The organism is Gordonia sp. 852002-50816_SCH5313054-c (genome assembly GCF_001665925.1).
Classification (GTDB): domain Bacteria; phylum Actinomycetota; class Actinomycetes; order Mycobacteriales; family Mycobacteriaceae; genus Gordonia; species Gordonia jacobaea.
Genome location: NZ_LZTE01000061.1, coordinates 23,553 through 48,489 on the forward strand (window position 1 = coordinate 23,553; position 24,937 = coordinate 48,489).

Below are 24,937 nucleotides of genomic sequence, written 5' to 3' on the forward strand. Positions count from 1 at the left end.
ACACCCGGCGCGGCCGGTCTGATTCGCATCGGCGCGGCCGATCCGAATCAGGTCGGCATAGGGTGAGGGCATGCGAAGCCTCTACCCGCCCATCGAGCCCTACGCGTCGGGACATCTGGCTGTCGACGACGGCCAGGAGATCTATTGGGAGACCTCCGGCAATCCCGAGGGCAAGCCGGCGGTGTTCGTCCACGGCGGTCCCGGCGGAGGCACCTCCCCCGATCAACGTCGCTTCTTCGACCCCGCGCGCTATCGGATCGTCTTGTTCGACCAACGCGGCTGCGGAAAGTCGCGTCCCCACATCGCCGACGGCGCCGACCTCTCGGTGAACACCACTCCCAAGTTGATCGCCGACATGGAGTCGTTGCGCACACACCTCGGCATCGAGCACTGGCAGGTGTTCGGCGGCTCGTGGGGTTCGACGCTCGGGCTCGCCTACGCGCAGGCACACCCCGACCGCGTCACCGAGTTGGTGCTCCGCGGCATCTTCCTGCTGCGTCGCAGTGAAATCGACTGGTACTACAACGGCGGTGCCGCGCGTATCTACCCCGACGTGTGGGAGTCGTATCTCGCACCGATACCCGAAGACGAACGCGACGGTGACCTCGTCGCCGCCTATCACCGACTACTCACCTCCGATGACCCCGACGTCGCGGTTGCCGCCGCACGTGCCTGGACCGGCTGGGAGCAGGCGACGAGCTACCTCATCCCCAAGCCCGAGGAGGCAGCGGCGTCGAAGGAAGACGCGGGACCGCGGTTCGACCTCGCGTTCGCCTCGATCGAGAATCACTACTTCGTCAATCACGGCTTCCTCGAGGATGGCCAGCTACTCCGCGACATCGACCGCATCGCACACATACCGGCGGTGATCGTGCAGGGCCGATACGACGTCGTGTGTCCGATGCGCAGCGCCTGGGATCTCCACCGCGCGTGGCCGTCGGCGACCCTGCACGTCGTCGCCGACGCAGGCCACGCATCGTTCGAGCCGGGCATCGCACATCACCTCGTCGAAGCGACCGATGTCTTCGCCGATCGCTGACCCGGTCGCCTAGACTCAAATCACCTAATACCGACAGGAGAACGAGTTGCCCGCAAGCGAGCAGGTCGAGGTGGAGCTCAAATTCGATGTCGATCCGGGCATCACACCGCCCGACCTTCGCGTCCTCCCGGGCGTGGTGGCGGCCACGGAGCCGGAGACGTTCACTCTCGACGCGACGTACTTCGACACAGAGAACCTCGACCTGGCGTCGAACCGAATCACCATGCGGCGCAGGCGCGGTGGGCACGACGAGGGGTGGCACCTCAAGCGGCCCGCCGATGTCCCCGGCGCACGACGCGAACTGCAGGTGACCTTCGACGACGCGCCCGCCGACGGCGACATCCCCGACGCACTCGTCGACCCGGTACTCGTCTACACCCGACATCGGCCACTGATGCCCGTGGCGGCGATCTCGACCGTCCGCACGATCACGACGCTGCTGGGAACCGACGGCGTGAAGCTCGCCGAGTTCGCCGACGACCGTGTGACAGCGCAGTCGCTGCTGCCGGGCGGGTCGTCGCAGCAGTGGTCCGAGTGGGAGATCGAACTCCTCGAGGGCGGCACCCCGAAACTGCTCAAGGCCGCACACAAACTGCTCCGTGGCGCGGGCGGTCGGGAACCGTCGAGTGCGTCGAAACTCGCACGAGCCATCGGCTCGACGCCTGCGGTGACACCGCCTGCCACACTGGGCCGTCACCCGTCGGCGCTCGAATTGGTGATCGCCGACGTCACCCGGCACCGGAACTCGCTCATCGCCTGGGATCCGCTGGTTCGTGAGGACGCCGACGACGCCGTGCACCAGATGCGCGTGACCGCACGCCGCATGCGCAGTGTGTTCTCCGGCTTTCCGACGGTGCTCGACGCCGCGCGCACCGACCACATCGCAGGCGAACTGAAACTGCTGGCACGCATTCTCGGCGACGCACGCGATTCCGAGGTGCAACTGGAGATCGACAGCGCTCTGCTGCGCGACGAGGTCGCGTCGGAGACGCTGGTGAACGCGTTGGCGGGCAAGGAATCCGCGGCACACGACCGCGCCGTCGCCGCGACCCACGCGGCGATGAATTCGGAACGCTACTTCCGACTACTCGACGCCATCGACGAACTGATCGCCGATCCGCCTGCCGGACCAGACGCCGACCTGCCCGCGACCACCGCAGTCGACAAGGCGATCACCAAGAGCCGCAAGCACATTCGGAAATCCCAACGCGAACTCGCAGAGCTGACCGAGGGATCGCACGAGTGGTCGGAGCAGTTGCACACCATCCGCAAGCGCGCAAAACGACTGCGCTACAGCACCGATGCCGCCGAGCCCCTGCAGAAGAAGAAGTACAAGAAGATCTCGCAGACGGCCAAAGAACTCCAGTCGGCGTTGGGCGACTACAACGACTCGCGGATCAACCGCGCGCGGCTGGCCGAGCTGGCGGCGTCGGGCGAGTTGTCGGGCTTGGACCTGTTCGTGCTCGGCCGGATCGACGCTCGTGAACAGGCCAACGGCGAGCAGGCGATTGCCGCATACCGCAAGGCATCCAAGGATCTCTGACGCCCAAGCGTCCGATGCGAGCGATCGCTAGGCGTCCGATGGCGCGAAGCGGACCGTCCGCGACGTCGGGTCGGCTGCGGTCAGGGTGACCTCGATGTTGGAGGCCGCGGTCGGAGAACCCTCGGATTCGGCGAGGATCGGCGGTTGCTCGATGAAGATCTTCGCGCGCTTCTTCGCTGTCGCCTCGGAGAGGACCACGGCGTCGAAGCGCTCTCCGACACGGTCGGCGAGGATCACCGACTCGGCGAGGTCGAGACTCTCCCGGTCGGCAGACGACCCGAGCGAGTCGGCGGATCGCAGGATGCCCGGCAGGGTCGGCAGCGCACGTAACACCCAGTCGGGCACCGGGTTTCCCGATGTGACGGCCAGGCACACCTCGGTGGCGAATCGATCGCCGAGGCGTCGCAGCGGCGCGGTCACGTGTGCGTAGACCCCACCGATCGCCGAGTGCACCATCTCGTCGCGCGTTGCAGGGGCCGTGTTCGCCTCGCCGGTCTGCACACCGAGCGGCAGGTACCCCGCGCCACGCATCAGCGAACTCGCCTGCGACATCAGGGCGAGGGTCGACGGCTCGTCGACCGGAAGTCCGGCGAGGAACTGTCCGGGAGTCGCGTCGTCGGGCCATGTCACGTCGAGAGCGTCGGCGGTCGCCCTGAGTTTGTCGACGGCATCTGCTGGCGCCGGCGGCAGCGTGCGCAGCAGACCGATTCCTGCGTCGGCCATGATCGTTCCCGCGCAGGTGCCGGTGAGTAACGACAACTGCGAGTTCCACATATCGGCGGGCGTGCGAGCCGCGAGGGAGAGCACCCAGCCGTCGTCGACGCGGGTCACCTCTTGGTCGGGAAGGTCGAGCTCGATTGCTCCGCGCGCCAACGCAACTCGACGTCGGAGCTCACCGAACGCCGGGAGCGCGCTGATCGACGGATGCAGGGTGCGCGCGGCGGCGTCCGCGGTCACTCCCGCATAGTCGAGTCGTGCGACCGATTCCACGAGTGCGCGCTCGAGTTGCACTCCGGCCACTTCGCCGTCGGGTGCGACGCGAATCGTCCACAGCACCGCGGGACGCGTCACGCCGGGGAGCAGCGATCCCGATCCCTCCGACAGCACCCTGGGATGCAACGGCACCGAGCCGTCGGGAAAGTAGATGGTCGCGCCGCGGCGTCGACTCTCGGCGTCGAGTGCATGCTCAGGCCGAACGAGCGCGGCGACGTCGGCTATCGCGTAGTGGACCTCGAAACCGTCTGCGTCGAACGACATCGCAACCGCCTGGTCGAGGTCCATCGACCCCGGCGGGTCGATCGTGACCAGCGGAATGTCGCGGCGGTCAACCCGCTCGGCGGCGTGTGCGTCGACCGCGTGCTCCGCCTCGTCGAGCGCGGCTTCGCCGTAGTCCTCGCAGATCCCCAGCTCGGTGCGGATCGACTCGAAGTCGATATCGGGGGCGGAGAATCTGCGCTGCACACACTCGACACTATCGCCGACCGTGCGCTCCAGAATGCCGACTGGGCGCACCAGAACGCCGACTGGGCGCCTCTCACCGTCGACTGGGCGCCTCTCACCGTCGACTGGGCGCAGCAGGACGTCGATCGTGCGCTCCCCACTGCTCACCGGGCGTGCTGTGCGCGCGTGTCAGCGGGCTAAGCTGTACGGGCGAACGAGTCGGCCGGGCGGCCGCGGCGAGCGGAACGGCCAGGTCACTGGTAATGCCGCGCGCCGAGGAAAGTCCGGACTCCGCAGAGCAGGGTGGTTGTCAACGGCAACCCGGGGTGACCCGCGGGACAGTGCCACAGAGAACAGACCGCCGACCGCGAGGTCGGTAAGGGTGAAACGGTGCGGTAAGAGCGCACCAGCGGCGCGGGTGACCGCGCCGGCTTGGTAAACCCCACCCGGAGCAAGGCCGAAGCACGGACCGTGAGGTGCGTGTGCACGGATGATCGAGGGCTGCTCGCCCGAGTCCGTGGGTTGGCCGCTCGAGGCACCCGGCAACGGTGTGTCCAGATGGATGGTCGCCGCCGACTTCGTGTCGGCACAGGATCCGGCTTACACGCCGACTCGTTCGCCCTCGGTCCTGATATACCCACTCGGCACTACACGACGCCCACTCGGCGGTATGCGACGCCCAGTCGACAGTGTGTGACGCCCAGTCGACAGTGTGTGACGCCCAGTCGGCGGTACGCGACGCCCAGTCGGCCCGGTCAGGGCAGGTGCGCGGTCTCGTTGACCGAGCGCACCACCGAGCCGCCGTCGGGGTAGAACTCGGTGACCGATACGGACGCGAGGTCGAGGTGGAGGTGGAACAGCAGCTCCGGCCCGACCGTCAGCGCGTGTTGGAGCAGCGTCTTGATCGGGGTCACGTGCGACACCACCACAACGGTCTGCCCCGAATACTTCTGCACCAGTTGGTCTTTCGCGGCGACCACCCGCTCAGCAACCTGCGCGAAGCTCTCGCCGTCCGGTGCCGGGGCGGTGTGGTCGCCGAGCCAGCGGGCGTGTATCTGCGGGTCGCGGGCAGCGGCCTCGGAAAACGTCAGCCCTTCCCAGCCACCGAAGTCGTTCTCGATGAAGCCGGCATCCTCGATCACCTCGCCGCCGATCCGGTCGACAACGGCCTGCGCGGTCTGGCGTGCGCGGTCGAGTGGCGAACTGACCACGGCGGCGACCTCGACCTCCGCGGCGATTCTCGACGCCGCGGCGAGTGCCTGCTGCTCCCCCAGCTCGGTCAGCCGCGGGTTGCCCCGCCCCGAATAACGTCGTTCGATCGACAGCGGCGTCTGGCCGTGACGTAGGAGCACCAGGCGCGTCGGTTCTGCGCGCTGTCCCTGCCACGACGGTGTGGCCACGGAGCCAGAGCTCACGGTTACGCCTACAGACCGGACTCGTTGGTGCGGACGAGAACCGCGCCGCACTCCTCGCACCGGACCACGTCGTCTGCGGCGGCAGCGGCGATCGACGCGAGGGTCCCGCGGTCGAGCTCCATCCGGCATGCTCCGCAGCGTCGTGCCCGCAACAGACCCGCGCCAACCTTGCCCGCGGCGCGCTGACGGTCGTAGATCGCGAGAAGGTCGGCGGGAATGTCACCGGCGATCGCCTCGCGGCGCGTCGTCGCGACCTCACGATCGGCGTCGATGGTCGCTTTGGCCTCGTCGCGTCGTTTCTCGGCGTCGGCGAGCTGGGTCTGCAGATGTTCGACTGTCGCCGAGGCGCGTTGCCGTTCTGCTTCGACGGCTTCCTGTCGTTCCATTACGCCGAGGAGGTCGTCTTCGAGGACTGAGCGGCGGCGCGCGAGGCTGCCGAGTTCGTGCTGCAACTCCGACAATGCCTTGGGCGCCAGGCCCCCGCCGGCGAGCAACGCGGAGTCCTTGCGCTCGCGGTCGGCCATCCCGGTCACCTCGCTGTCGACGCGTCGATACTCGCGGGTGAGGTCTTCAGCGGAGATGTCGGCGCGCACGAGGTCGTCGCGAGTCGAGTCGATCCGGGTGGTGAGCTCGGCGATCTCGGCTACCTCTGGAAGTGATCTGCCGCGATGGTCGACGCGGGCAACGACGGCATCGGCGTCGGCAAGGTCGAGCAACTGCCGCTGCGCGGACGGGTCGGCCTTCACTCGGCATCGACTTTCATGGGGCCTCCTCGGTTCACACGTTCGGTCAACGGTACGCGGTACCCGCCGTGGCTCAGCAATCCGCATGCACCGTGAACGGGTCCGTCGGCGTCGCGAAGACCTCGACGTCGAGCGCGAGCTTGTCCGCCAGCAGTTCGGCAACCTGTGTGCACCACGGGAATTCGGTGGCCCAGTGCCCCGCGTCGACCAGCACCGGTCCGCCGGCGCGTAGTGCCTCGTCGACCGGATGGTGCCGCAGGTCGCCGGTCAGATACAGGTCGACGCCGAGGCCCCGCACCGTATCGAGCAGCGAGTCGCCGGCCCCGCCGCACACAGCAATGGTCTCGACTACACGGTCGGGCTCACCGGTTGCACGCACTCCCCACGGCGAGCGCAGCGCGCCGGCGGCTCGCGTCACGAACTCCCCGACCGTCGACGGCGATGCGAGCCGCCCGATTCTGCCGAGACCGGTATCAGAGTCGATGGCTTCCTCGGCGAGGATGTCGAACGCGGGCTCCTCGTAGGGGTGAGCAGCGCGCAACGCGGCAAGCACTGAGCGGCGCAGCCCCCGCGCCGCGACCATTTCCACCCGCGCTTCGTCGACATGCGTACGTTCGCCCAGCGACCCGATCGTCGGGTTGGCCGCACCTCGCGCCTCGAACTGCCCGACGCCGACCACCGACCACGCGCAGTCGCGGTATTCACCGATCGCCCCGGCTCCCGCGGCGAACATCGCCTCGCTGACCTGCTCGGCGCTGCCCTCGGGCACCATGACCACCCACTTGTCCATCGGTGCCAGCGGCGCCGGCTGCAGCGGCGACGTGTCGACGACACCGAGTACGTCTGCCAGCGCATCCGACACCCCCGGACGCGCGCTGTCGGCGTTGGTGTGCGCGGTGAACAACGCCGTGTGCGAGCGGATCAGCCGATGCAGCACAGAGCCTTTCGCGGTGTCGGCGGCAACCGAATCGACGCCCCGCAACAGCAGCGGATGATGCGCGACGATGATGTCGACGTCGCCTGCGACCGCCGCGTCGACGACGGCATCGGTGACGTCGACGCAGATCAGCGCCCGCGCAACGGCTTCCGTGCGATCCCCACACACGAGTCCCACCGAGTCCCACGCTTCCGCCAACCTCGGCGGGTAGACGCGATCGAGTAGATCGGCAACCGACCCCACTGATGTCTCAACCCCTGATGTCCCCGTTGCGAACTCATCCTCATGCGTCATCGTCGACGTCCTTTCGTGCGCGGGCGAGTGCGTCGACCATCGCGGTGACAGTGGCGTTGTCGCGTACCGCGAGCCGCAGGTGATCGCCGTCGAGGCCGACGAAGTTGGCGCAGCTCCGCACTCCGAAACCCGCTGCGCGAAGGGCATTCTTGACCGCGATGCCATTCGGCATCTCGATGAGGATGAACGGCGCGGTGGGTGGTGTGCACACCCTGATCCCCGCGAGTGCGAGCCGCTCCAGCATGAATTCTCGCTCGGCCGCGACGGCGCGAGCGGCGTCGTCGCAGAAGCGTTGTCCGGCGGGACCGACGCACTCCGCCAGCGCGGCGAGCGCGGGCGTCGACAACGGCCATGGTCGACGCCCTCGGCTCAACCGTTCGACGATCTCGGGTGACGCCAGGAGGTACCCCGCGCGCAGGCCGGCAAGTCCGAAGGTCTTTGTCACACTGCGGATCACAACGACGTCGTCGGCTCGCATCGACGCGACGGACTCCGGCTCACGCTCTCCGGTAACCGCGTCGACGGTGAGGTCGGCGAACGCCTCGTCGACGACGAGTATTCGACCCGGCCTGCGCATGGCATCGAGCGCGGCTCTACTGTGCAACACCGACGTCGGGTTGGTCGGGTTGCCGACGACGACGAGGTCGGCATCGTCGGGGATACGGTCGGCGATGTCGTCGGGGTCGATGCGCCACGGCGGCGGCAATTCCACCTGGGTGATGGGGATTCCGGCTGCCCGCAGCGCGATCTCCGGCTCGGTGAACGACGGCTGGACGAGCGCGGCATGCCGAAAGCCGAGCCGCGGCAGCATCTCGAACCCGTCCGCGGCACCCGCGAGCAGCATGACCTCGCTCGGATCCCGTTGGTGCAGCGCACAGATCGCAGCGATCGCGGTATCGGCGTGCGCGGCACTCGGATACGACGCGAGGTGTGCACAGGCGTCGACGATCGCTGCGCGGACGAACTCCGGCGCCTCGCCGCGGACGTTGACGGCGAAATCGACGACGCCGGGCTCAACGTCGACGTCGCCGTGTCGGCTGAGCCGGTACACGCCGTCCTGCGGAATCGAGCCTGCTGTCATAACCGTCGAGCCTAACGGTCGAGGGCCGACGGACACCCCGACCGCACCACGCTATTCGGACACCCACGGCGGTACATGTCACGATGGAGCCGTGACTTCTCCGGCAGATCCGCGTGATCCGCGGACAGCACTGTTGTTCGACCTCGACGGCACGATCACCGACAGCTTCTCCGGCATCGTCAACAGCTTCCGGTACGCCCTCGCCGAGGTCGGAGCGCCCGAGCCACCCGACGACGTGGTCGCGGGAGTCGCGGGACCGCCGATGATCGACACGCTCACCGGCCTCGGACTCGATCAGGAGACCGCCGACGAGGCGATGCGCGCCTATCGCAAGCGCTACACCGACGTCGGATGGCTCGAGAATTCGGTGTTCCCGCAGATCCGCGAGCTTGTCGAGGATCTGGCGGCCCGAGGCCGGAAGATGACGATCGCGACGTCGAAGAACGAGAACACGGCGCGAGCGATCCTCGAGCATTTTGCGCTCGCCGACCACTTCGAGGCGATCTGCGGTGCCAGTGACGACGGTTCACGTCGCAGCAAGGCCGACGTGATCGCGTGGGCACTGAGGCAATCGGGCATCGCGCCCGACCCGGACACCGGACTTCCCGATCACCCCGTCGTGATGATCGGCGACCGTTCGCACGATGTCGAGGGTGCCGAGAGCTTCGGAATCCCGACGGTCTTTGTCTCGTGGGGTTACGCTCGGGCCGGGGAAGGGGACGCTGCCTCGTGGCGCGTCGATTCTGTTGTCGATCTGCGTGAGGTCCTAGGTGTCTGATCAACTACACGTCTGTTTCGTGTGCACGGGCAACATCTGCCGGTCGCCGATGGCGCAGAACATTTTCCGCTCCGCCATCGACGACGCCGGGCTCTCCGACAGGGTCCGAGTGACCAGTCGGGGTACCAGTAGCTGGCACGTCGGCGAACCCGCCGACAATCGCGCACGCACCGAACTGCTCGCCCACGGCTACTCCGACGCCCACACCGCGGCACATCTGGCCCCCGACGACTTCGATGCGGACCTGCTCGTCGCGATGGATTCCGGCCACGCCAAGGATCTCGAACGCAAACGGCTCGGCGACCGCGTGCGCCTGCTGCGCAGCTTCGACCCCGACGCAGGCGACGACCTCGACGTCGCCGACCCGTACTACGGGACACAGGGAGATTTCGCGCTCACCCGTCAACAGATCGAGGCGGCCGTTCCGGGTATGTTGGCCTGGGTCAACGACCGCCTGGGCAACAGTTAGCCGCCGCGGCGTCGAACGGCGCCCCGCACAGGCGACGTCTGCGGGCACCTCGGTACCGTTGAGGCATGCGTGTGCTGCGAACCTTCCTCCGACCTGGGTGGATTGCCCTGGCCGTGGTGGTCGTGGCATTCGCGGCGCTGTGTTTTTCCATCCTCGCTCCGTGGCAACTGGGTAAGAACAGCAAAACCAGCGACCGCAACCACCTCATCGAGCAGGCGGTGTCGATCGCGCCCGTTCCCCTGGCGTCCGTGGCGCCTGCCGGTAGCGGATTCCGATCCGACACCGAGTGGCGCGAGGTTCACATCACCGGCACCTTCCTGACCGACAAGCAGGCCCTCGTGCGATTGCGTTCGGTCGGCGAGCGCCCGGCCGTCGAGGTCCTGACACCGTTCCGGGTCGCGGATTCAGACCGCGTGCTGGTCGTCGACCGTGGATACGTGCGACCCGAGCAGGGCCAGACTCCGGTCGTTCCCCCACCGCCACAGGGTGAGGTGACCATCGACGGTCGAATCAGGGCCGGCGAGGGCACGTCGCCGGGTCGGGGCGCGGCGGTCGTCGACGGCGCGCTGTCGGTGTACACGATCGACCCCGGTGAACTGTCGCGCGCGACGTCCACCGCAATGGACCCCTTCTATATCCAGATTTCGCCGAACCAGCCGGGAGCGCTCGGTGAGATCCCGCTTCCCCAACTCGATTCCGGCCCCTATCTCTCCTACGGGCTGCAGTGGCTCGCGTTCGGAATCATGGCTCCGCTCGGGGCCGGGTACTTCATCTATGCCGAGATCAAGCAGCGTCGCCGGACACGCGGCACGGCGTCGACGGATTCCGCTGCGGTGACCACGGATTCGCAGCCCCCCGCCGCCGCGACCTCTGCGAGTGTCACCTCCGAACGCGCCGCGCGCCGCAAACGATTGCGCGCAGAACTGCGTGGCGACACCGCCGTCGACGACTCCGACCACTCCGAGACGACTCGGATCGGCCTCGGTCCGGACACCGAACACGCGCCCGACGACGTCCGCGACAAGCTCACCCAGCGCTACGGCGGCTGAGCAGCCGACGCTGTCGAACTGCGCCGAGCACGCACGCGATCAACGCACTCGATGCCAGAGCTCCGAGCTGTACCCGCCGCGACAGGTGCGTCGTCGAATACAGATCCGCAACCTCCGGCGGGTGACCGTCTCCGAGCGCGGGACGCTCTTCGACGCCGTGCGGGTACACCGTGCGACCGCCCAGACGAAGCCCCAGCGCTCCCGCGAACGACGATTCGACGACGCCCGCGTTCGGACTCGGATGCGCCGCGGCATCGCGTCGCCACGCGCGCAGAGCGCCTGCGCGGTCGTCTCCGAGCACAACGACCAACACCCCGGCGAGCCGTGCCGGCACGAGGTTTGCGACGTCGTCGAGTCGCGCCGAAGCCCATCCGAACCGTCGGTACCGGTCGCTGCGGTAGCCGACCATCGAATCGAGGGTGTTGACGGTTCGGTACGCGATCAGCCCCGGCACACCCGCGACGCCACCCCAGAACAGCGGGGCCACAGCAGCATCCGAGGTGTTCTCGGCGATCGATTCGACTGCGGCACGCACGATCCCGGCAGCGTCGAGGTGTTCGGGGTCGCGACCACACAGGCTGGGTACCAGGGCGCGGGCGGCGTCGATGTCGTCGACGGAGAGACTGTCCGCCACCTCGCGCCCGACCCGGTTGAGCGTGGTGCCACCGAGTACTGCCCAGGTCACCGCGGCAATGGTCGCAATCCGCACAGGGGAGAAATCGACGCGCCTGGTGGCGCTGTCGACTCCGACGCCGACGGCGATCGCCGCACAGACCGACGTCGCGGCGAAACCTACGCCCGCCGAGCGCGAGTCGGCGTAGACGCTGCGCTCGAGTCGGCCGATCGCGCGCCCGATACCGGCGACGGGATGCCACCGGCGTGGGTCGCCCAGTGCGCGGTCGAGGAGGTAGCCGACGCACAGGCCGACGGGGACGTCGAGTGCTCGACCCGCCGGACCTAACGCGCGCGGACTGGTACTGGATGGGGCTCGACGCACCGCGCGATCGTATCGTCACCTCATGGCCAAACCCCGTCCCGCACCCGTCCCGGGTAGCCACCCGATCGACAGCGGCACCGCCGAGGTGGTTGCCGATCCCATCTCGGGCGGCTGGCTGCTCCTCATCAACGGGACACACAGTTCGCACATCCACCCCGACGATCCGTCGGCACTCGATTTCGAATATCTCCGGCAGATGGCGGCGGTCATCGAGGACAGATATCCCGATACGTCGACGCCGCTACGAGTTCTCCACCTCGGCGGGGCGGCGTGCGCGCTTCCCCGGAACCTGGCCGACCGCTACCCGCGGGCGAGGCAGGTTGCGGTCGAGATCGACGCGGAGCTCGCCCGATTGGTGCGGGAGTGGTTCGACCTGCCGCGCACCGCTGTTACGTATTCGCGTCGGCGATGCGCGGTCCGTGACCGAGTCGCTGACCGAGGGGTCGCGGGACGTGGTGATCCGCGATGCCTTCGCCGACGCGCGTACGCCGTCGCATCTGACGACCGTCGAGTTCGTACAGGCGGTCAAACGAGTGTTGACTCCCGGCGGGCTCTATCTCGCCAACTGCGGCGATGCGCGAACTCTCGACCTGGTGCGCGCCGACGCCGCAGCAGTCGCGGAGGTCTTCGCCAATGTCATGCTGATCGCCGATCCCGCGATGCTCAAGGGACGTCGAACCGGCAACGTCGTCGTCGTGGGCAGCGACGACGACCTCGGTCCGTCGTCGACCTTGGTGCGCACCCTGCTGAGCGATCCTCTACCCGCACGCACGATTGCAGGAAGCGAAGCCCGAGCGTTCGGGCGTGGAAAGCAACTTCGCGATCCCGAACAAGGTGTGCGATAGGGGTATTTAATACCCCCCGATACCCCCGGTATCGATCGTTCAGATGACACTTTCTTGGGTAACTAAAATTGACCGATGCGATATCTCAAAACCCGATAGAAAACCCGTTCGACGTCTCAGATCACATAGTCGAGCCGAGCGAGCACGTCCTTCGCCAGCCCCTCGTCACCGGTGACGTGCACCGTGCTCGGATCCGCATCACGCCGACCGCCGACCAGGCGGGCCAAGTCGACTCCGTCGACCCGCAGGGTGACGTCCGCGGCGTCGTCGCCACCGTCGAATGACTCGACGAGCCCGGCACGCCCCTCCACCGCGACCCTGGCGTCACGAGGTGCGACACCACCGATCTCGAACCGAACCCTGCTGCCCTCGGGCGCCGACGCACGCTTGCCCACCACGAACGGCAACGACGAGCAGATCTCGTCGAGTGCGACGCCCGCGGCGACAGGATCGGACGGCACGCCGTCGGCAAGGGCGTCACGCAGATCGATCTCGTGAATCCAGCAGTCGAAGACGCGGATGCGCATGAATCGCCCGTAGGTGTCGGGCCCGGCCGGAGTGGCCGTCTGCGCGTCGAACTCGTCCCGCGTCATCGCCGTGAGTGCTGCGGTGCGCACCTCGATGATCTCGTCGAGTGCGGCGAGTACCTCTTCCCGAGGCTTGTCACGGAAGTGATCGGCCCATCGCTCGTTGAGTTCGCCGATCGGATTCTTCACGTGCGTTCGCGAGGCGATGTCGTCGGCAGCCTCGACATCCCGGCCGGCGAGCATGCTCTCCGTGCCGATGATGTGCGCAACGATGTCGGCGTTGGTCCAGCCCGGGAGCACAGATGGCGCCGACCACTGCTCGTCGCTCAGTTGCGCCGCGAGTGACCGCACAGTGGACCACTCGGCGAAAAGTGCCGCGGTGATCGAGTCCTTGTCGACGACGGTGAGTGGCATGTTCTCGTCCTTCGGGTCCTGCGGCGCTGTGCGCCTGCGCGCGGGGCTGTCAATGCACCGCTGACACTAGCGGTTCTCGAGGGCTCCGAGGTGCGGTTGGCGGTCGCCGAAATGGCGAAAGTGGGCGCGCTCAACGGCTTTGGCACCGAGAAACTCGAGGTAGCGTTCGCCGACCGGCGTTTTGCCGATGATGCGGTGGTTCACCGTATTGCGCAGCCACGCGGAACCGATTGCCCACGGAAGTGCCTGTCGCTGCCCCAGATCTCGCATTCCTCTAGGGCCGAGAAAAGCTTGCAGCATGCTGAGCAGTCGGAGCCGGGTGTAGATTGCCGACGCAGCGGGAAACCACTTGTAGTTCAGATCTTTCTGCGAATCGACCAGCGCTGTCGTGAGCTGCGCTCCGGCGTCGGTGACGTCACCCTGCGCCAACAGCACCGCGTAGCTGAACTGATGCTGGGCTACCTCCTCGTCGAACAACCAGTCGTCGTCGACACCGACCAGCCACCCCACGTACTTCCACAGATGCATCAACGCGCGAGAGTCCTCGCGACTGACAGGCACTCCCAGCGCCCGCACACCCATCAGGAGCGTCCCGCTGAACAGGCTGAGCGTTCCGGCCAGGTCGGCTTGATTGATCGGTAGCCCGTGACGGGCGACGTCCCACCGGCCGTTGTTCTCGAACGAGTGGTTGACCAGTGCGTGCATGAGTCGCACGTGAACCGTGAGTTTCCAGCCTTCGCCCCTACGCTGCATGCCGCCACGGCGGCCGACCTCGATCCCCCAGGCCTGGGTTTCGCCGAGCCTGCGCATGACGGTCGATCCGGTGAGGCCTCCGGTGGCGACAAGGAGATCGGGAGGCCCACCGAATCGATAGCCTCCGATCAACGACAGTTGCAGGAGGACATCGTTGGCGTTCTGTCCCAGCCGTCTGTACACACCGGCGCCTCGCTCGAGGAGGTCGGAATCAACCCACTCGGGCGTGTTCTCGACGGTGGCGAAGAACTCGCGCAGGGCCGGGGGTGCATCGGCAGGAACCTCCTCGAGCGCGTCGCGGAACTGTTGCATGCTGACCCGATCGGCCGAATCCCGTGGTGCGCGCATCGCCCGGACCAGAGCGGCAGCAGGTTCGTCGCGCATCATCATGCGCTGACCGATGATGTCGAGTTCGGCGGTGGTCGGCTCACGCAGGCGCATGGAGACCTTCAGGATGCGTCCGATTCGTCGACCTCGTCGCTCGGCCGAGTGGAATCGCAATGGTGGATGTATCGCCGAGCCCTCGGGCCGTTCCATGACCGACATGAGACTAAACTAACAATCTGTCTCACTCACCGCAATGACCACTTGTCCGACACACGGATCGCTGCGGGTCAGCGCACCGGCTGGTCGCAACTCGCGGGAGCGGCGACCAGCGAGCACCACTGGGCGGGGCGAGTCGGACGATACGTCGACCCCACCCCGTTGCGCGCGGTGATGTCGCGATAGGCCGCCACCGCGTCGGTCGGTTGTCTGCGCAGCGTCGGATCTGTCTTGACGTCGACGGTGTACAGCCCGAATCGTGGTGTGTACGAACCCCATTCGTAGTTGTCGGTCAGGCTCCAGTAGTTGAACCCGATGACCGGGATGTGGGCTGCGCGCGCCCGTCCGACCCAGTAGACGAGGTCACGCAGGTGATCGCCGCGCCGATAGCCGTCGGGGCGCGGTGCGCCGTTCTGGGTCGGCATGCCCGTCTCGACGACGTAGAGGGGCGTGCCGGGATAGCGCCGCGCGAGATCACGGAGGGCGTAGTAGATGCCGTCGGCCGATACCGTTGCGTTCCAGTTCTTTCCGGTGGCCGCGTTGATCGCGCTCAGATCGGTGACCGATGCCGAGTAGTAATAGTCGACGCCGATGAAGTCGAGCGAATCGCGCACCCGATCGACGAACGCGGCGTCGACGATCGGCTCGACTGTCGGGACGTATGCGATGTTCGACGACACCATGGCGCCGGGCTGGCGTTGGTGAATGTATCGGTAGATCGAGGTGTGCACGTCGATGAGCCGATCGCGCATCGTCACGCTCGCGGACACGGGAAGCCCACCCATGCGCAACTCGTTGACGGCGTAGATCGTCGGCTCGTTGATCGTGATCCACAGCGGATTGGCACGTGCGTACCTGTCGACGACGAATCGCGCGTTCCGCAGCCACGCCCGCGGAGTCGACGCATCTGCCCACCCACCGCGTGCTGCGACCCATCCCGGGTAGACCCAGTGGTCGAGGGTGATCATCGGCCGCATCCCCGCGCTCACGATCGCTGCGATGAGGTCGTCGTAGTAGGCGAGCTCACGACGGTCGACGACTCCGGGCTTCGGCTCGATGCGGGCCCACTCGACGCTGACCCGAAAGACCGTGACACCGAGCGACTTCGCGAGCGCGATATCCGAGCGATACCGATGACGAAAGTCGACGGCCGACCCCACCTTGTCGTCGGTTTTTCCCGCCGCGACATATCGTGTCCAGTTGCTGTCCGGTGACGATCCTTCGGACTGGAAACCCGACGACGACACTCCCCAGAGGAATCCCGGAGGCAGGGTTCCCGGTCCACCTGCCGACGGATGCGCTCCAGGCGGTTGCGCTCCTGCCTGGGCGGGAAGAGCACACACCGCCGCGAGCAAGGCGACCACCAGCAACATCAGCGGTGTGCCAGCGTATTTCCGACGAAGAACCCCACAGACTCCCCTGCCGATCGGTGTGTGGGCCGGGCGACGCACCATCATGGCGCTCAGCATCGCAAACAAGACGCTTCGGTCGTGCCGAATCGGCACGACTGCACCGCGAGGCTGCGCCGGCACGTGAATCCCCCGGACGGATCACACCGATGTTTGCGCCGACCCACTATTCTTGCCGGGTGCCGCGATCCGCCCGACGCCGTGCCTGGCGCACTGCACTCTCACTCGTCCTCGGCGTTCTCACCGCTGTCGCTGTTGCCTCGGTTGCCGAGACCGTCCCGGCGGCGAACGCCGTCGAACCACGTCATCACGTGGCCGACCTCACCGGTTGCGCCGGGCCGCACCGCCTCGCACCGGGGACGTCGAAGCATACGACGACTGTCGGCGGCGTCGAGCGCACCTACAGCGTCAACGTGCCCGCCGGTTACAGCGGGCAGTCGACGTACCCGTTGATTCTGGCGTTTCACGGGCACGCCGAACCCGCAGCGACCTTTGCACGGTTCACCGGTCTCGCGCAGCTCCCCGCGATCGTCGTCTATCCGGAGGGACTGCGCGGCACCGATGGCTCGTCTCGTGGCAAGGGGCGCCGTACTCCTCGCCGCGCGCCGACGACATAGCCTTCACCAGAACGATCCTGCGCGAGATGCGGGCGGCGGCATGTATCGACTCGAGCCGCACGTACGCGGCGGGCCGGTCGAACGGTGGCGGACTCGTCGCGATGCTCGCGTGCAGGCTGCCCGCCGAGTTCGCCGCCTACGCGGTGGTGAGCGGGGCGTTCTACGACGCCGGGCGCCCGAATTGTCCCGGTGCCCCGCCCGCGTCCATCATCGATTTCCACGGCACGGCCGACCGAACGATCCACTACGACGGCGGCGTTCGCCACGGCGGCGCCTATACGCCCGTGATGGATTGGCTGTCGGGGTGGGCGGCACGCGACGGTTGCCTGCCGCAGCCGCTCAAGTTTCCGGTCAATCGCTACGTCACCCGTATCGACTGGCCGTTCTGCGCAGCGTCGGGTCACGAAATCACCCACTACCGCGTCAATGGCGGCGCGCACGTGTGGCCGGGCTCCACCGGAAGCCCGTCACAGGCCGGGCAGATGAGCAATTCGATCTCGGCAACGTCGTTGATCTGGCAGTTCTTCACCCGCCACACAAAGTGACACGATCAGCGCATTGCGGACCACAATTGTCCGCAATGCGCGCAACAATGACCCCATGCTCGATTCGTCTGCGCGACTACTCCAGCTCCTGTCCCTACTCCAGATGCGCCAGGAGTGGTCGGGCGACGATCTCGCCACGCGACTGAACATCACCAAGCGGACGGTCCGGCGCGACGTCGACAAGCTGCGCGACCTCGGATATCCCGTCGACTCGACAGTCGGTGTCGGAGGCGGGTACCGGTTGGGCGCGGGAGCGGAGATGCCCCCACTGTTGCTCGACGACCAGGAGGTACTCGCCGTCGCGCTGGGACTCAACGCGATCAGCAGCGCCGCCGTCAGCGATATGACCGAGGCGTCTTCGGGTGCACTGGCCAAGTTGCGGCAGGTGATGCCCTCACGGTTGCGGCATCGACTCGACGCGCTCACGCTCGATTCCCTTCCGCAGGGACCGCGCGACACCGAAGTGGCCGCAGAGGTGCTGTCCGACATCGCGACCGCCTGCCACCGCACGGAACGCCTGCGATTCGACTATCGACGCCACGACGGAACCGAGAGTCGACGCGAGGTCGAGCCATACAGACTGGTGCGCAAGGGATCTCGGTGGTATCTGGTGTCCTGGGACCCCGACCGCGACGACTGGCGTTCGTTTCGCGTCGACCGCATGACGGTCAAGACACCCAACGGGGCACGTTTCGTCCCTCGTGAACTCCCCGAAGGTGGTGCCGCCGCATATCTGGCGCGCAGCCTCGGCGCTGCGTATCGGTCCGCCACCGCGCGGGTGCGCATTCACGCACCACTGGCCGTTGTCGAGAAGATGGTCGACGATGCTTGGGGCACAATCGAATTCGGCGATGGTTCGAGCTGCGAGCTCACGATCTACAGCACCTCGCTCACCTCGATCGCACGCTGGTTACACGCCTTCGACTCCGACTTCTCGGTTCTCGAACCCGCGGCACTGCGCGACGAGTGCCGGGCCGTCGCGGAACGCCATGTGCAGCTCGCCGAACGGTACCGCCGCGCCTGACCCCCGCGCGATGTCGCCGTGATGCGTCCGTGATGCCGTAATCACGAGTGGGCCACGCCGCGGTGTGCTGGCTAGTGTGGCGACAATGCGGCTCCTGGTCACCGGTGCAACCGGATACGTCGGCTCACGACTCGTCGACGCCCTTCTCGCGTCCGACCACGAGGTGGTCGTCGCGTCACGATCGCCAAAGCGGTTGTCGCGGTACGGATGGTCCGACGATGTGACCGCGGTCGAGATGGACGTCGACGACGCCGATTCGGTACGTGCCGCCATCGACGCGGCCAGCCCCGACGACCACCCGGTCGACGCCCTGTACTACCTCGTGCACGGCATCGGGCAGGCCGACTTCGCCGACGGCGACCGCGCCGCCGCACGGGCCGTCGCACAGGCGGCGCGCAGTCGAGGCATCCCCCGCATCATCTACCTCGGCGGTTTCGTGCCCGACGGCGACGAGATGTCGGCGCACCTACAGAGCCGCGCGGACGTCGGTGAGGGACTCGCTATCGACGGCGGCGCCGAACTCGTCTGGTTGCGTGCAGCGGTGATCCTCGGGGCGGGCTCGACGTCGTTCGAGATCCTGCGCTACCTCGCCGACCGCTTCCCGGTGATCCCCGAGCCCGGCTGGATCGACAATCCGATGGACCCGATCTCCATCCGCGACGTCATCCACTACCTCGTCGCGGCCGCCGACCCGTCACTACCGGCGGGCTCCTACGACATCGCCGGCCCGGACACCGGCGTCTACCGATCGATCCTCGACGAGTATCTCCGCGCGGTCCGCATGCCTCGCCTACGCGTGCGCGTTCCGTCGATCAGCACCCGGCTCGCGGGTAAGGTCGGGGGCATCATCACGCCAGCCCCAGCAGCATTGACCGAAGAACTGGTCACGTCGCTGCGGTATCCGATGCGCGCCTCCGAGCACCGCATCACCGAGTTCGTGTCCCCACCGACCGGAGGTCTCACCACCATGCGAGACGCCATTCGCGCGTCGGTCGAGTCGCCTTATCCCCGTCCGGTTTCCGAGCTCGACGATCTGCACCACCTCGCCGACACCGACCCCGACTGGGCGGGCGGCGACCTACTGCGGGCCCGCCGCGCAGCACTCGGCGCGGCGGTCGGCGTGATCGGAACAGTAGCGGGCGTGACGCTCGTCGCCCGGCGTGTTCTCGGGCAGTTCCTGCCCTGATGTCGACCGCCTCCCTGCCCCGGTCGGTGACCCGACTCCTCGACGCTGTCGCCGTCGACCGCAACACAGATCAACCCATCTATTCGACGCGCCGTCGCCTCGCCGTGGTCGGATTCCTGCTCATCGGCGCCGTCTTCTTGGGGGTCTCTCTCTCGGTGACACCCGGCGACACCGCGTTCTACCCGCTGACGCTCGGCCTCGCGGCCACCTGGATCATCGGGGCGATAGCCACCAGCAGGCTCTCTGCCGGAAGGTTCTCCCTCGACGGCGAGGGCTCGACGTCGGGCGCCGTTGCGCTCGGAGTGGTCGCGGGCGTTGCGATGGGCGCGGTGTTCGTCATCGGCGCATTCCTCACCAAGCTGATCGGACCGCTCAGCGAGCTCGTCAGCAACGTGCTCGCCTTCGCCGACTACGGCAGCATCGCGGTCGTCACCGCGATCACCCTGATCAATGGCGCCGCCGAGGAATTGTTCTTCCGCGGCGCGGTGTACTCGGCGGTGCGGCCGCATCACCCGGTCGTCGTGTCCACGGTCGTCTACACGATCGCGACCCTGGCCAGCGGAAACGTGATGCTCGGATTCGCCGCGATACTCCTCGGCGCGGTGTGCGCCATCCTGCGTCGCTGCACCGGCGGAGTGGTGGCACCGATCTGCACGCACGTCGTCTGGTCGACGATCGTTCTGTTCGCCCTGCCGCCGATTTTCGGGTGACCCCGGTTTGCGGCTGACCCCAGGACGCTTCCGGCCCTCCACCGCCGACCCGCGTCGTAGATGTGTGTCTTATCGAAGGATGTGTGTGCTGCAGCACCCACATCCTTCGATTCGACACACATTTACGGTGCCGCTCGGCCGCCCGGGGCTTGCAGTTTGGGTTCCGACCAGCCGACCGGCTAGATTCGTGTGTTGACGCGCGAGGCCTCGGCCCGACGACGCGTCGAGCGCGTATAGCTCAGCGGTAGAGCTCTGGTCTTACACACCAGCGGTCAGGGGTTCGAATCCCTTTGCGCGCACACATTCATCATCATCCCGGCAGTGTGATTCCAGCAGCGTGATCAGGGCATCTCACCTCCGCACCCACTCGCTCGGGCTCGCTGTCGGTACCGGCTGATACGTTTCCGCCATGCTGATCAAAGACGCGCCGGTCGACGTTTTGCCGCACGACGGTATGCAACACGACGACGCGCAGAACGTTCGCGCCTCCCGACGCGCCGACATCGTCTGGCCCATCGCCGTGACCGTTCTCGCCGCGAGCGCGCTGGTCCCCGCCGCGACGGCGCACGCCGCGCCCGCGCCGGTCACCCCATCTCAGGTGGCGCAGTCGAGCGCGCGCACGACGCTCGAGTCGCTCGCAGTGAAGGGACGCGCGCCGAAGACCGGTTACGAGCGGTCACAATTCGGACAGGCATGGTCCGACGACGTCTCGGTCGCCGACGGCCACAACGGGTGCGACACCCGCAACGACATCCTCGGACGTGATCTGTCCGGCGTGACCCTCAAACCCGGAACCAACGGATGTGTGGTGCTGTCGGGAACGCTCGACGATCCGTACACGCGAACGTCGATCGCTTTCACGCGCGGCTCGGCGACGTCGTCGAAGGTCCAGATCGACCATGTCGTCGCGCTGTCCGACGCGTGGCAGAAAGGCGCGCAACAGCTTTCGGCCGAGCAGCGCCGCAACCTCGCCAACGATCCGCGCAATCTGCAGGCCACCGACGGCCGCACCAACCAGGCCAAGGGTGCCGGCGATGCCGCGACATGGTTGCCGCCCAACAAGTCGTATCGATGCACCTACGTCGAGCGGCAGATCGCGGTCAAAGCCAACTACCACCTGTGGGTGACCGCGGCAGAGAAGCAGGCCATGATCCGCATCCTGTCGAATTGCTCTGCACCCGAAGCTGATTCACCCAAGCCCGCCCCGGCCCCACAGACCGCACCGCCAGAGGCCGTGGCCCCGCCGCAGGTCGCACCGTCGAGCACCACCTACGCCAACTGCGCCCAGGCACGTGCGGCCGGCGTCGCGCCCCTGCACCGCGGGCAGCCGGGCTACTCCGCGAAGCTCGACCGCGACGGCGACGGGGTCGCGTGCGAATGAGCAGGTTTCGTCGCCGCGATCAGTCGGGCGCGCCCAGGTTCATCTCGTCCGGGTGTATGCCCACCCGCTGACCGTCGTCGAGAGCGGCGATCCGAGCCATGTCCTCGTCGTCGAGTTCGAAATCGAACACGTCGATGTTCTGCTTGATGCGGTCGTCGTGCACCGATTTCGGGATCACGATCAGCCCGAGCTTGATGTGCCAGGCGAGGACCACCTGGGCGGGTGACCGTCCGTACTTGGTCGCGATGTCGCCGATCGTCGGGTCGGTCAAGACGGTGTTGGGCTTGGAGTTCGGACCCCACCCCGACCCCGACGTTCCGCCGAGCGGGCTCCACGACTCGATCGCGATTCCGTGCTCCCCCGCGAACTCCCGCAGTTCGCGTTGTTGTAGGTGCGGATGCAGTTCCACCTGGTCGACGGCGGGCAGCACTCCCCCGCGATCGATGAGCCATTGCAGGTGATGCGGCTCGAAGTTGCAGACGCCGATCGAGTGCGCCTTACCGTCGGCAAGGATCTTCTCCATTGCGTCCCAGGTGCGCAGCAGTCGGTCGCGATCCTGCAGCGGCCAGTGGATCAGGTACAGGTCGACGTAGTCGGTTCCGAGCGCGCGCAGACTGGTGTCGATCGCCGCGAGAGCGCGGTCGTATCCGTGATCGGAGTTCCAGAGCTTCGTCGTGACGAACACCTCCGAGCGCAGCACCGACGCGGAGGCAATGCCCTCGCCGACGCCCGACTCGTTGCCGTAGGCCGCAGCCGTGTCGATGTGTCGATAGCGGGCCTCGTCGATCGCGAATCGGACGGCGCGCTGCGCCTCCTCCGGAGTCGACTGCCACACCCCCAGTCCGAGCTGAGGGATCTCGATGCCTGAATTCAGTTCGATGAGGGGAGCACTCATCTCTCCGGTCTACCAGAGGCACCCGCCCAGTCGGCACGGCTGCCGCAACCGCTTTGCTCCCGTATCGTCACCTTCGGCGTCGCGCGATCGCCGAGACGTGATCGTCTCGCCGCCCTCACCGACGAGAAGGGACGTTGATGACCGGGACCATCTCCCCCGGAGATCCGTCGATCCTCGGAGCGACCGTCACCGAACGCGGAACCAATTTCGCCGTCAGTTCGGGCGGAGATGCGGTGTGGCTCTGTCTCTTCGACGACGCCGGCGCCGAGACCCGACTGCTGCTTCCAGGGCGCGAGATCGACGTGTGGCACGGCGTCGTCGACGGCGTGCGTGCCGGAACCCGATACGGATTCAGGGTCGACGGCCCCTTCGCACCCGAGCGCGGTCGGCGCTACAACCCGGCCAAACTCCTCCTCGATCCCTACGCCCGACGCATCGTCGGCGACATCGAGTACTGCGACGCGCTCCTCGACCACGACGTCGACGACCCCTCACGTCCCAGCGCGCTCGACTCCGCACCGTTCGTACCGCGCAGCGTCGTCGTCGAGCAACCGGCGGTAGCCCGGACCGCCGCCACACCGGGCCCGCGCCGACCGGCGTCGGAGCTGGTGATCTACGAGGTGCACGTCCGCGGGTTCACGCAGTCCCACCCCGACATTCCCGCCGAGCTCCGAGGCACATTCGCCGGACTCGCACACCCGGCCGCACTCGACTACCTGACATCGCTCGGGGTGAACGCCGTCGAGCTGCTTCCGGTGCATCGCAGCGTGTCCGAACGCGAACTCGCCCAACGGCACCTGACGAACTACTGGGGTTACAACACCATCGGCTTCTTCGCCCCGCACAACGCCTACAGCGCCGCCGACCGCGCCGGCCGGGGTGAGGATTCCGTCGCTGAGTTCCGCCACATGGTCGATGCTCTGCACGGCGCCGGGATCGAGGTGATCCTCGATGTCGTCTACAACCACACCGCAGAAGGCGACGACTCCGGCCCCACACTGTGCCACCGCGGCCTCAACAATCGCGCGTATTACGTGCTCGACCCGGACGACGGCTCGTACGTCGACACCACCGGATGCGGCAATTCCGTTGCGGTGGCGCATCCGACGACGCTGCGCATGGTCACCGACTCCCTGCGCTACTGGGCGTCGCTGGGCGTCGACGGATTTCGCTTCGACCTCGCGCCCACCCTTGCGCGCCAGGGCACCGACAGCACCCGAAACGATTGGGGTGGTGGACCTTTCGACCCCACCGCAACCTTCCTTCGCGTACTCGGCCAGGACGACGTGCTGTCGCGGGTGCGGCTGATCGCCGAACCCTGGGACGTCGGTCGAAACGACAGTCATCAACTCGGCGCATTCGGTCCGGAATGGGGCGAGTGGAACGACCGCTACCGCGACAGCGTCCGCGACTTCTGGCGCAGCCACGAAGGCCTGCTCGCACCGATGGCACGACGCCTGACCGGCTCGGCCGACATCTTCGGGGGCCGTCGTCACAATCCTGCGACGGTCATCCGACGCCGCGCGGCGTCGATCAACTATGTGACGTCCCACGACGGTTTCACACTGCACGATCTCGTGTCCTACGAGCGCAAACACAACGCGGACAACGGTTCCCACAATTCGGACGGCACCGACGACAATCGGTCGTGGAACTGCGGAACCGAAGGGCCAACCGACGACGAGGCCATCATCGCGCTACGTCGACGTCAGATGCGCGCCATGCTCACGACGCTGCTGCTCTCTGCGGGCACGCCGATGCTGCTCGGCGGCGACGAACGGGGCCGCACGCAACGCGGAAACAACAACCCCTACTGCCAGGACAACGAGATCAGTTGGTTCGACTGGACCTCGGGCGACGACGCGCTCGTCGCATTCACCAGCAGTCTCATCTCACTACGCCTGCGTCACAGCGCCCTGTGCCGGCCGGCGGTCGAACTCTCCGACGCACCCGACTGGTTCACCCCGGACGGCACACCCATGTCCGACGACGACTGGCAGGACCAGGCTGCGCGCAGCGTCGCATGGTCGCTCAGGCCACCGCAATCGGCCGGCGCCCGTACGCTTCTGGCGGCCAACGATTTCGTCATCCTGCTGAACTCGTGGTGGCGGGGCGTCGACTTCGTGCTGGCACCTGTTCTCGCACAACAGAAGTGGGACGTCGTGGTCGACACGTTCGCACCCGACGCGTCGTCGTCGATCGTCGGCTCGACATGTCACGTCCGGGCGCGATCTATCGTCGTCCTGCGTTCTGTGGTTCCACGCTCCGGCGGGTAACGCCCGTCCGCAAAGTCACTCGGCGCC

At 67.1% G+C, this 24,937-nt stretch carries 22 protein-coding genes, 1 tRNA gene, 1 other RNA gene and 1 pseudogene; 15 read left to right on the forward strand and 10 right to left on the reverse strand.

Features of this window, described 5'->3' with window-relative positions; genetic code table 11:
- Positions 1-70: 70 nt before the first annotated feature.
- Together pip and A5788_RS15935 are read left to right on the forward strand one after the other, a co-directional pair.
- Positions 71-1,039, forward strand: a complete 969-nt coding sequence (gene pip / locus A5788_RS15930; protein ID WP_064867935.1) for a prolyl aminopeptidase — start codon at positions 71-73, stop codon at positions 1,037-1,039.
- A gap of 46 nt (positions 1,040-1,085) precedes the next feature.
- The gene (locus A5788_RS15935) at positions 1,086-2,582 is read left to right on the forward strand and encodes a CYTH and CHAD domain-containing protein (protein ID WP_049698290.1); all 1,497 of its coding nucleotides are present in this window, start codon (positions 1,086-1,088) and stop codon (positions 2,580-2,582) included.
- A gap of 27 nt (positions 2,583-2,609) precedes the next feature.
- On the opposite strand, the gene A5788_RS15940 is transcribed toward A5788_RS15935, so the two are convergent.
- Positions 2,610-4,043, reverse strand: coding sequence for an RNB domain-containing ribonuclease (locus tag A5788_RS15940; RefSeq protein ID WP_064868025.1), 1,434 nt, complete (start codon positions 4,041-4,043; stop codon positions 2,610-2,612).
- Positions 4,044-4,237: 194 nt separating this feature from the next.
- Between A5788_RS15940 and rnpB the strand changes: the two genes are divergently transcribed.
- Positions 4,238-4,641, forward strand: an RNA gene (gene rnpB, locus A5788_RS15945) — RNase P RNA component class A.
- Between the two features lie 136 nt (positions 4,642-4,777).
- Here rnpB and A5788_RS15950 read toward each other — a convergent pair.
- The 4 genes from A5788_RS15950 to cobC all read right to left on the reverse strand — a co-directional run bounded on the left by A5788_RS15950 (position 4,778) and on the right by cobC (position 8,492).
- Entirely contained in the window at positions 4,778-5,437 is a 660-nt protein-coding gene (locus A5788_RS15950) for a histidine phosphatase family protein (protein WP_064867938.1), read from the reverse strand.
- An 8-nt stretch (positions 5,438-5,445) separates the two neighbouring features.
- Complete coding sequence (locus tag A5788_RS15955) at positions 5,446-6,183, reverse strand: zinc ribbon domain-containing protein (protein WP_049698292.1); 738 nt, start codon at positions 6,181-6,183, stop codon at positions 5,446-5,448.
- A 70-nt stretch (positions 6,184-6,253) separates the two neighbouring features.
- Positions 6,254-7,411: a Nif3-like dinuclear metal center hexameric protein gene (locus A5788_RS15960; RefSeq protein ID WP_064867941.1), complete on the reverse strand. Its 1,158-nt coding sequence runs from the start codon at positions 7,409-7,411 to the stop codon at positions 6,254-6,256.
- A complete protein-coding gene (gene cobC, locus A5788_RS15965; protein WP_064867944.1) occupies positions 7,401-8,492 on the reverse strand; it encodes an Rv2231c family pyridoxal phosphate-dependent protein CobC in 1,092 nt (363 codons plus the stop codon). The genes A5788_RS15960 and cobC overlap by 11 nt, the downstream gene beginning before the upstream one ends.
- A gap of 91 nt (positions 8,493-8,583) precedes the next feature.
- On the opposite strand from cobC, the gene A5788_RS15970 reads away from it, so the two are divergent.
- From A5788_RS15970 to A5788_RS15980, 3 genes are all read left to right on the forward strand, one after another.
- Complete coding sequence (locus A5788_RS15970) at positions 8,584-9,270, forward strand: HAD hydrolase-like protein (protein ID WP_049698295.1); 687 nt, start codon at positions 8,584-8,586, stop codon at positions 9,268-9,270.
- A complete protein-coding gene (locus A5788_RS15975; protein ID WP_064867947.1) occupies positions 9,263-9,739 on the forward strand; it encodes a low molecular weight protein-tyrosine-phosphatase in 477 nt (158 codons plus the stop codon). The genes A5788_RS15970 and A5788_RS15975 overlap by 8 nt, the downstream gene beginning before the upstream one ends.
- Positions 9,740-9,804: 65 nt before the next feature.
- On the forward strand, positions 9,805-10,788 hold the full coding sequence (locus A5788_RS15980) for an SURF1 family cytochrome oxidase biogenesis protein (protein ID WP_064867950.1): 984 nt from the start codon (positions 9,805-9,807) through the stop codon (positions 10,786-10,788).
- On the opposite strand, the gene A5788_RS15985 is transcribed toward A5788_RS15980, so the two are convergent.
- On the reverse strand, positions 10,766-11,785 hold the full coding sequence (locus A5788_RS15985) for a cobalamin biosynthesis protein (RefSeq protein WP_064867953.1): 1,020 nt from the start codon (positions 11,783-11,785) through the stop codon (positions 10,766-10,768). The two genes, A5788_RS15980 and A5788_RS15985, sit on opposite strands and share 23 nt — an antisense overlap.
- A gap of 22 nt (positions 11,786-11,807) precedes the next feature.
- On the opposite strand from A5788_RS15985, the pseudogene A5788_RS15990 reads away from it, so the two are divergent.
- Positions 11,808-12,630, forward strand: a pseudogene (locus A5788_RS15990) (spermidine synthase).
- A gap of 116 nt (positions 12,631-12,746) precedes the next feature.
- Here A5788_RS15990 and A5788_RS15995 read toward each other — a convergent pair.
- From A5788_RS15995 to A5788_RS16005, 3 genes are all read right to left on the reverse strand, one after another.
- Positions 12,747-13,571: a maleylpyruvate isomerase family mycothiol-dependent enzyme gene (locus A5788_RS15995; protein WP_064867956.1), complete on the reverse strand. Its 825-nt coding sequence runs from the start codon at positions 13,569-13,571 to the stop codon at positions 12,747-12,749.
- A 66-nt stretch (positions 13,572-13,637) separates the two neighbouring features.
- The gene (locus tag A5788_RS16000; protein ID WP_082937776.1) at positions 13,638-14,870 is read right to left on the reverse strand and encodes an oxygenase MpaB family protein; all 1,233 of its coding nucleotides are present in this window, start codon (positions 14,868-14,870) and stop codon (positions 13,638-13,640) included.
- 68 nt (positions 14,871-14,938) lie between these two features.
- A complete protein-coding gene (locus A5788_RS16005; protein WP_064867960.1) occupies positions 14,939-16,240 on the reverse strand; it encodes a family 1 glycosylhydrolase in 1,302 nt (433 codons plus the stop codon).
- A gap of 215 nt (positions 16,241-16,455) precedes the next feature.
- Here A5788_RS16005 and A5788_RS24320 point away from each other — a divergent pair, with 215 nt between their 5' ends.
- The 7 genes from A5788_RS24320 (at position 16,456) to A5788_RS16035 (ending at position 21,739) form a co-directional block, all read left to right on the forward strand.
- A complete protein-coding gene (locus tag A5788_RS24320; protein ID WP_231894022.1) occupies positions 16,456-16,893 on the forward strand; it encodes a hypothetical protein in 438 nt (145 codons plus the stop codon).
- Between the two features lie 26 nt (positions 16,894-16,919).
- Positions 16,920-17,438, forward strand: coding sequence for an alpha/beta hydrolase family esterase (locus A5788_RS24325; protein WP_231894023.1), 519 nt, complete (start codon positions 16,920-16,922; stop codon positions 17,436-17,438).
- Between the two features lie 55 nt (positions 17,439-17,493).
- Positions 17,494-18,462, forward strand: a complete 969-nt coding sequence (locus tag A5788_RS16015) for a helix-turn-helix transcriptional regulator (RefSeq protein WP_039855806.1) — start codon at positions 17,494-17,496, stop codon at positions 18,460-18,462.
- Between the two features lie 85 nt (positions 18,463-18,547).
- The gene (locus A5788_RS16020; protein ID WP_064867963.1) at positions 18,548-19,648 is read left to right on the forward strand and encodes an NAD(P)H-binding protein; all 1,101 of its coding nucleotides are present in this window, start codon (positions 18,548-18,550) and stop codon (positions 19,646-19,648) included.
- On the forward strand, positions 19,648-20,358 hold the full coding sequence (locus tag A5788_RS16025) for a CPBP family intramembrane glutamic endopeptidase (RefSeq protein ID WP_064867966.1): 711 nt from the start codon (positions 19,648-19,650) through the stop codon (positions 20,356-20,358). The genes A5788_RS16020 and A5788_RS16025 overlap by 1 nt, the downstream gene beginning before the upstream one ends.
- A gap of 227 nt (positions 20,359-20,585) precedes the next feature.
- Positions 20,586-20,657, forward strand: a tRNA-Val gene (locus A5788_RS16030).
- A gap of 110 nt (positions 20,658-20,767) precedes the next feature.
- Entirely contained in the window at positions 20,768-21,739 is a 972-nt protein-coding gene (locus tag A5788_RS16035; protein ID WP_082937777.1) for a GmrSD restriction endonuclease domain-containing protein, read from the forward strand.
- A gap of 19 nt (positions 21,740-21,758) precedes the next feature.
- Here A5788_RS16035 and A5788_RS16040 read toward each other — a convergent pair whose 3' ends face one another.
- Complete coding sequence (locus A5788_RS16040; protein WP_064867969.1) at positions 21,759-22,634, reverse strand: aldo/keto reductase; 876 nt, start codon at positions 22,632-22,634, stop codon at positions 21,759-21,761.
- A 137-nt stretch (positions 22,635-22,771) separates the two neighbouring features.
- On the opposite strand from A5788_RS16040, the gene glgX reads away from it, so the two are divergent.
- Entirely contained in the window at positions 22,772-24,910 is a 2,139-nt protein-coding gene (gene glgX / locus A5788_RS16045) for a glycogen debranching protein GlgX (RefSeq protein WP_064867972.1), read from the forward strand.
- Positions 24,911-24,937: the final 27 nt, after the last annotated feature.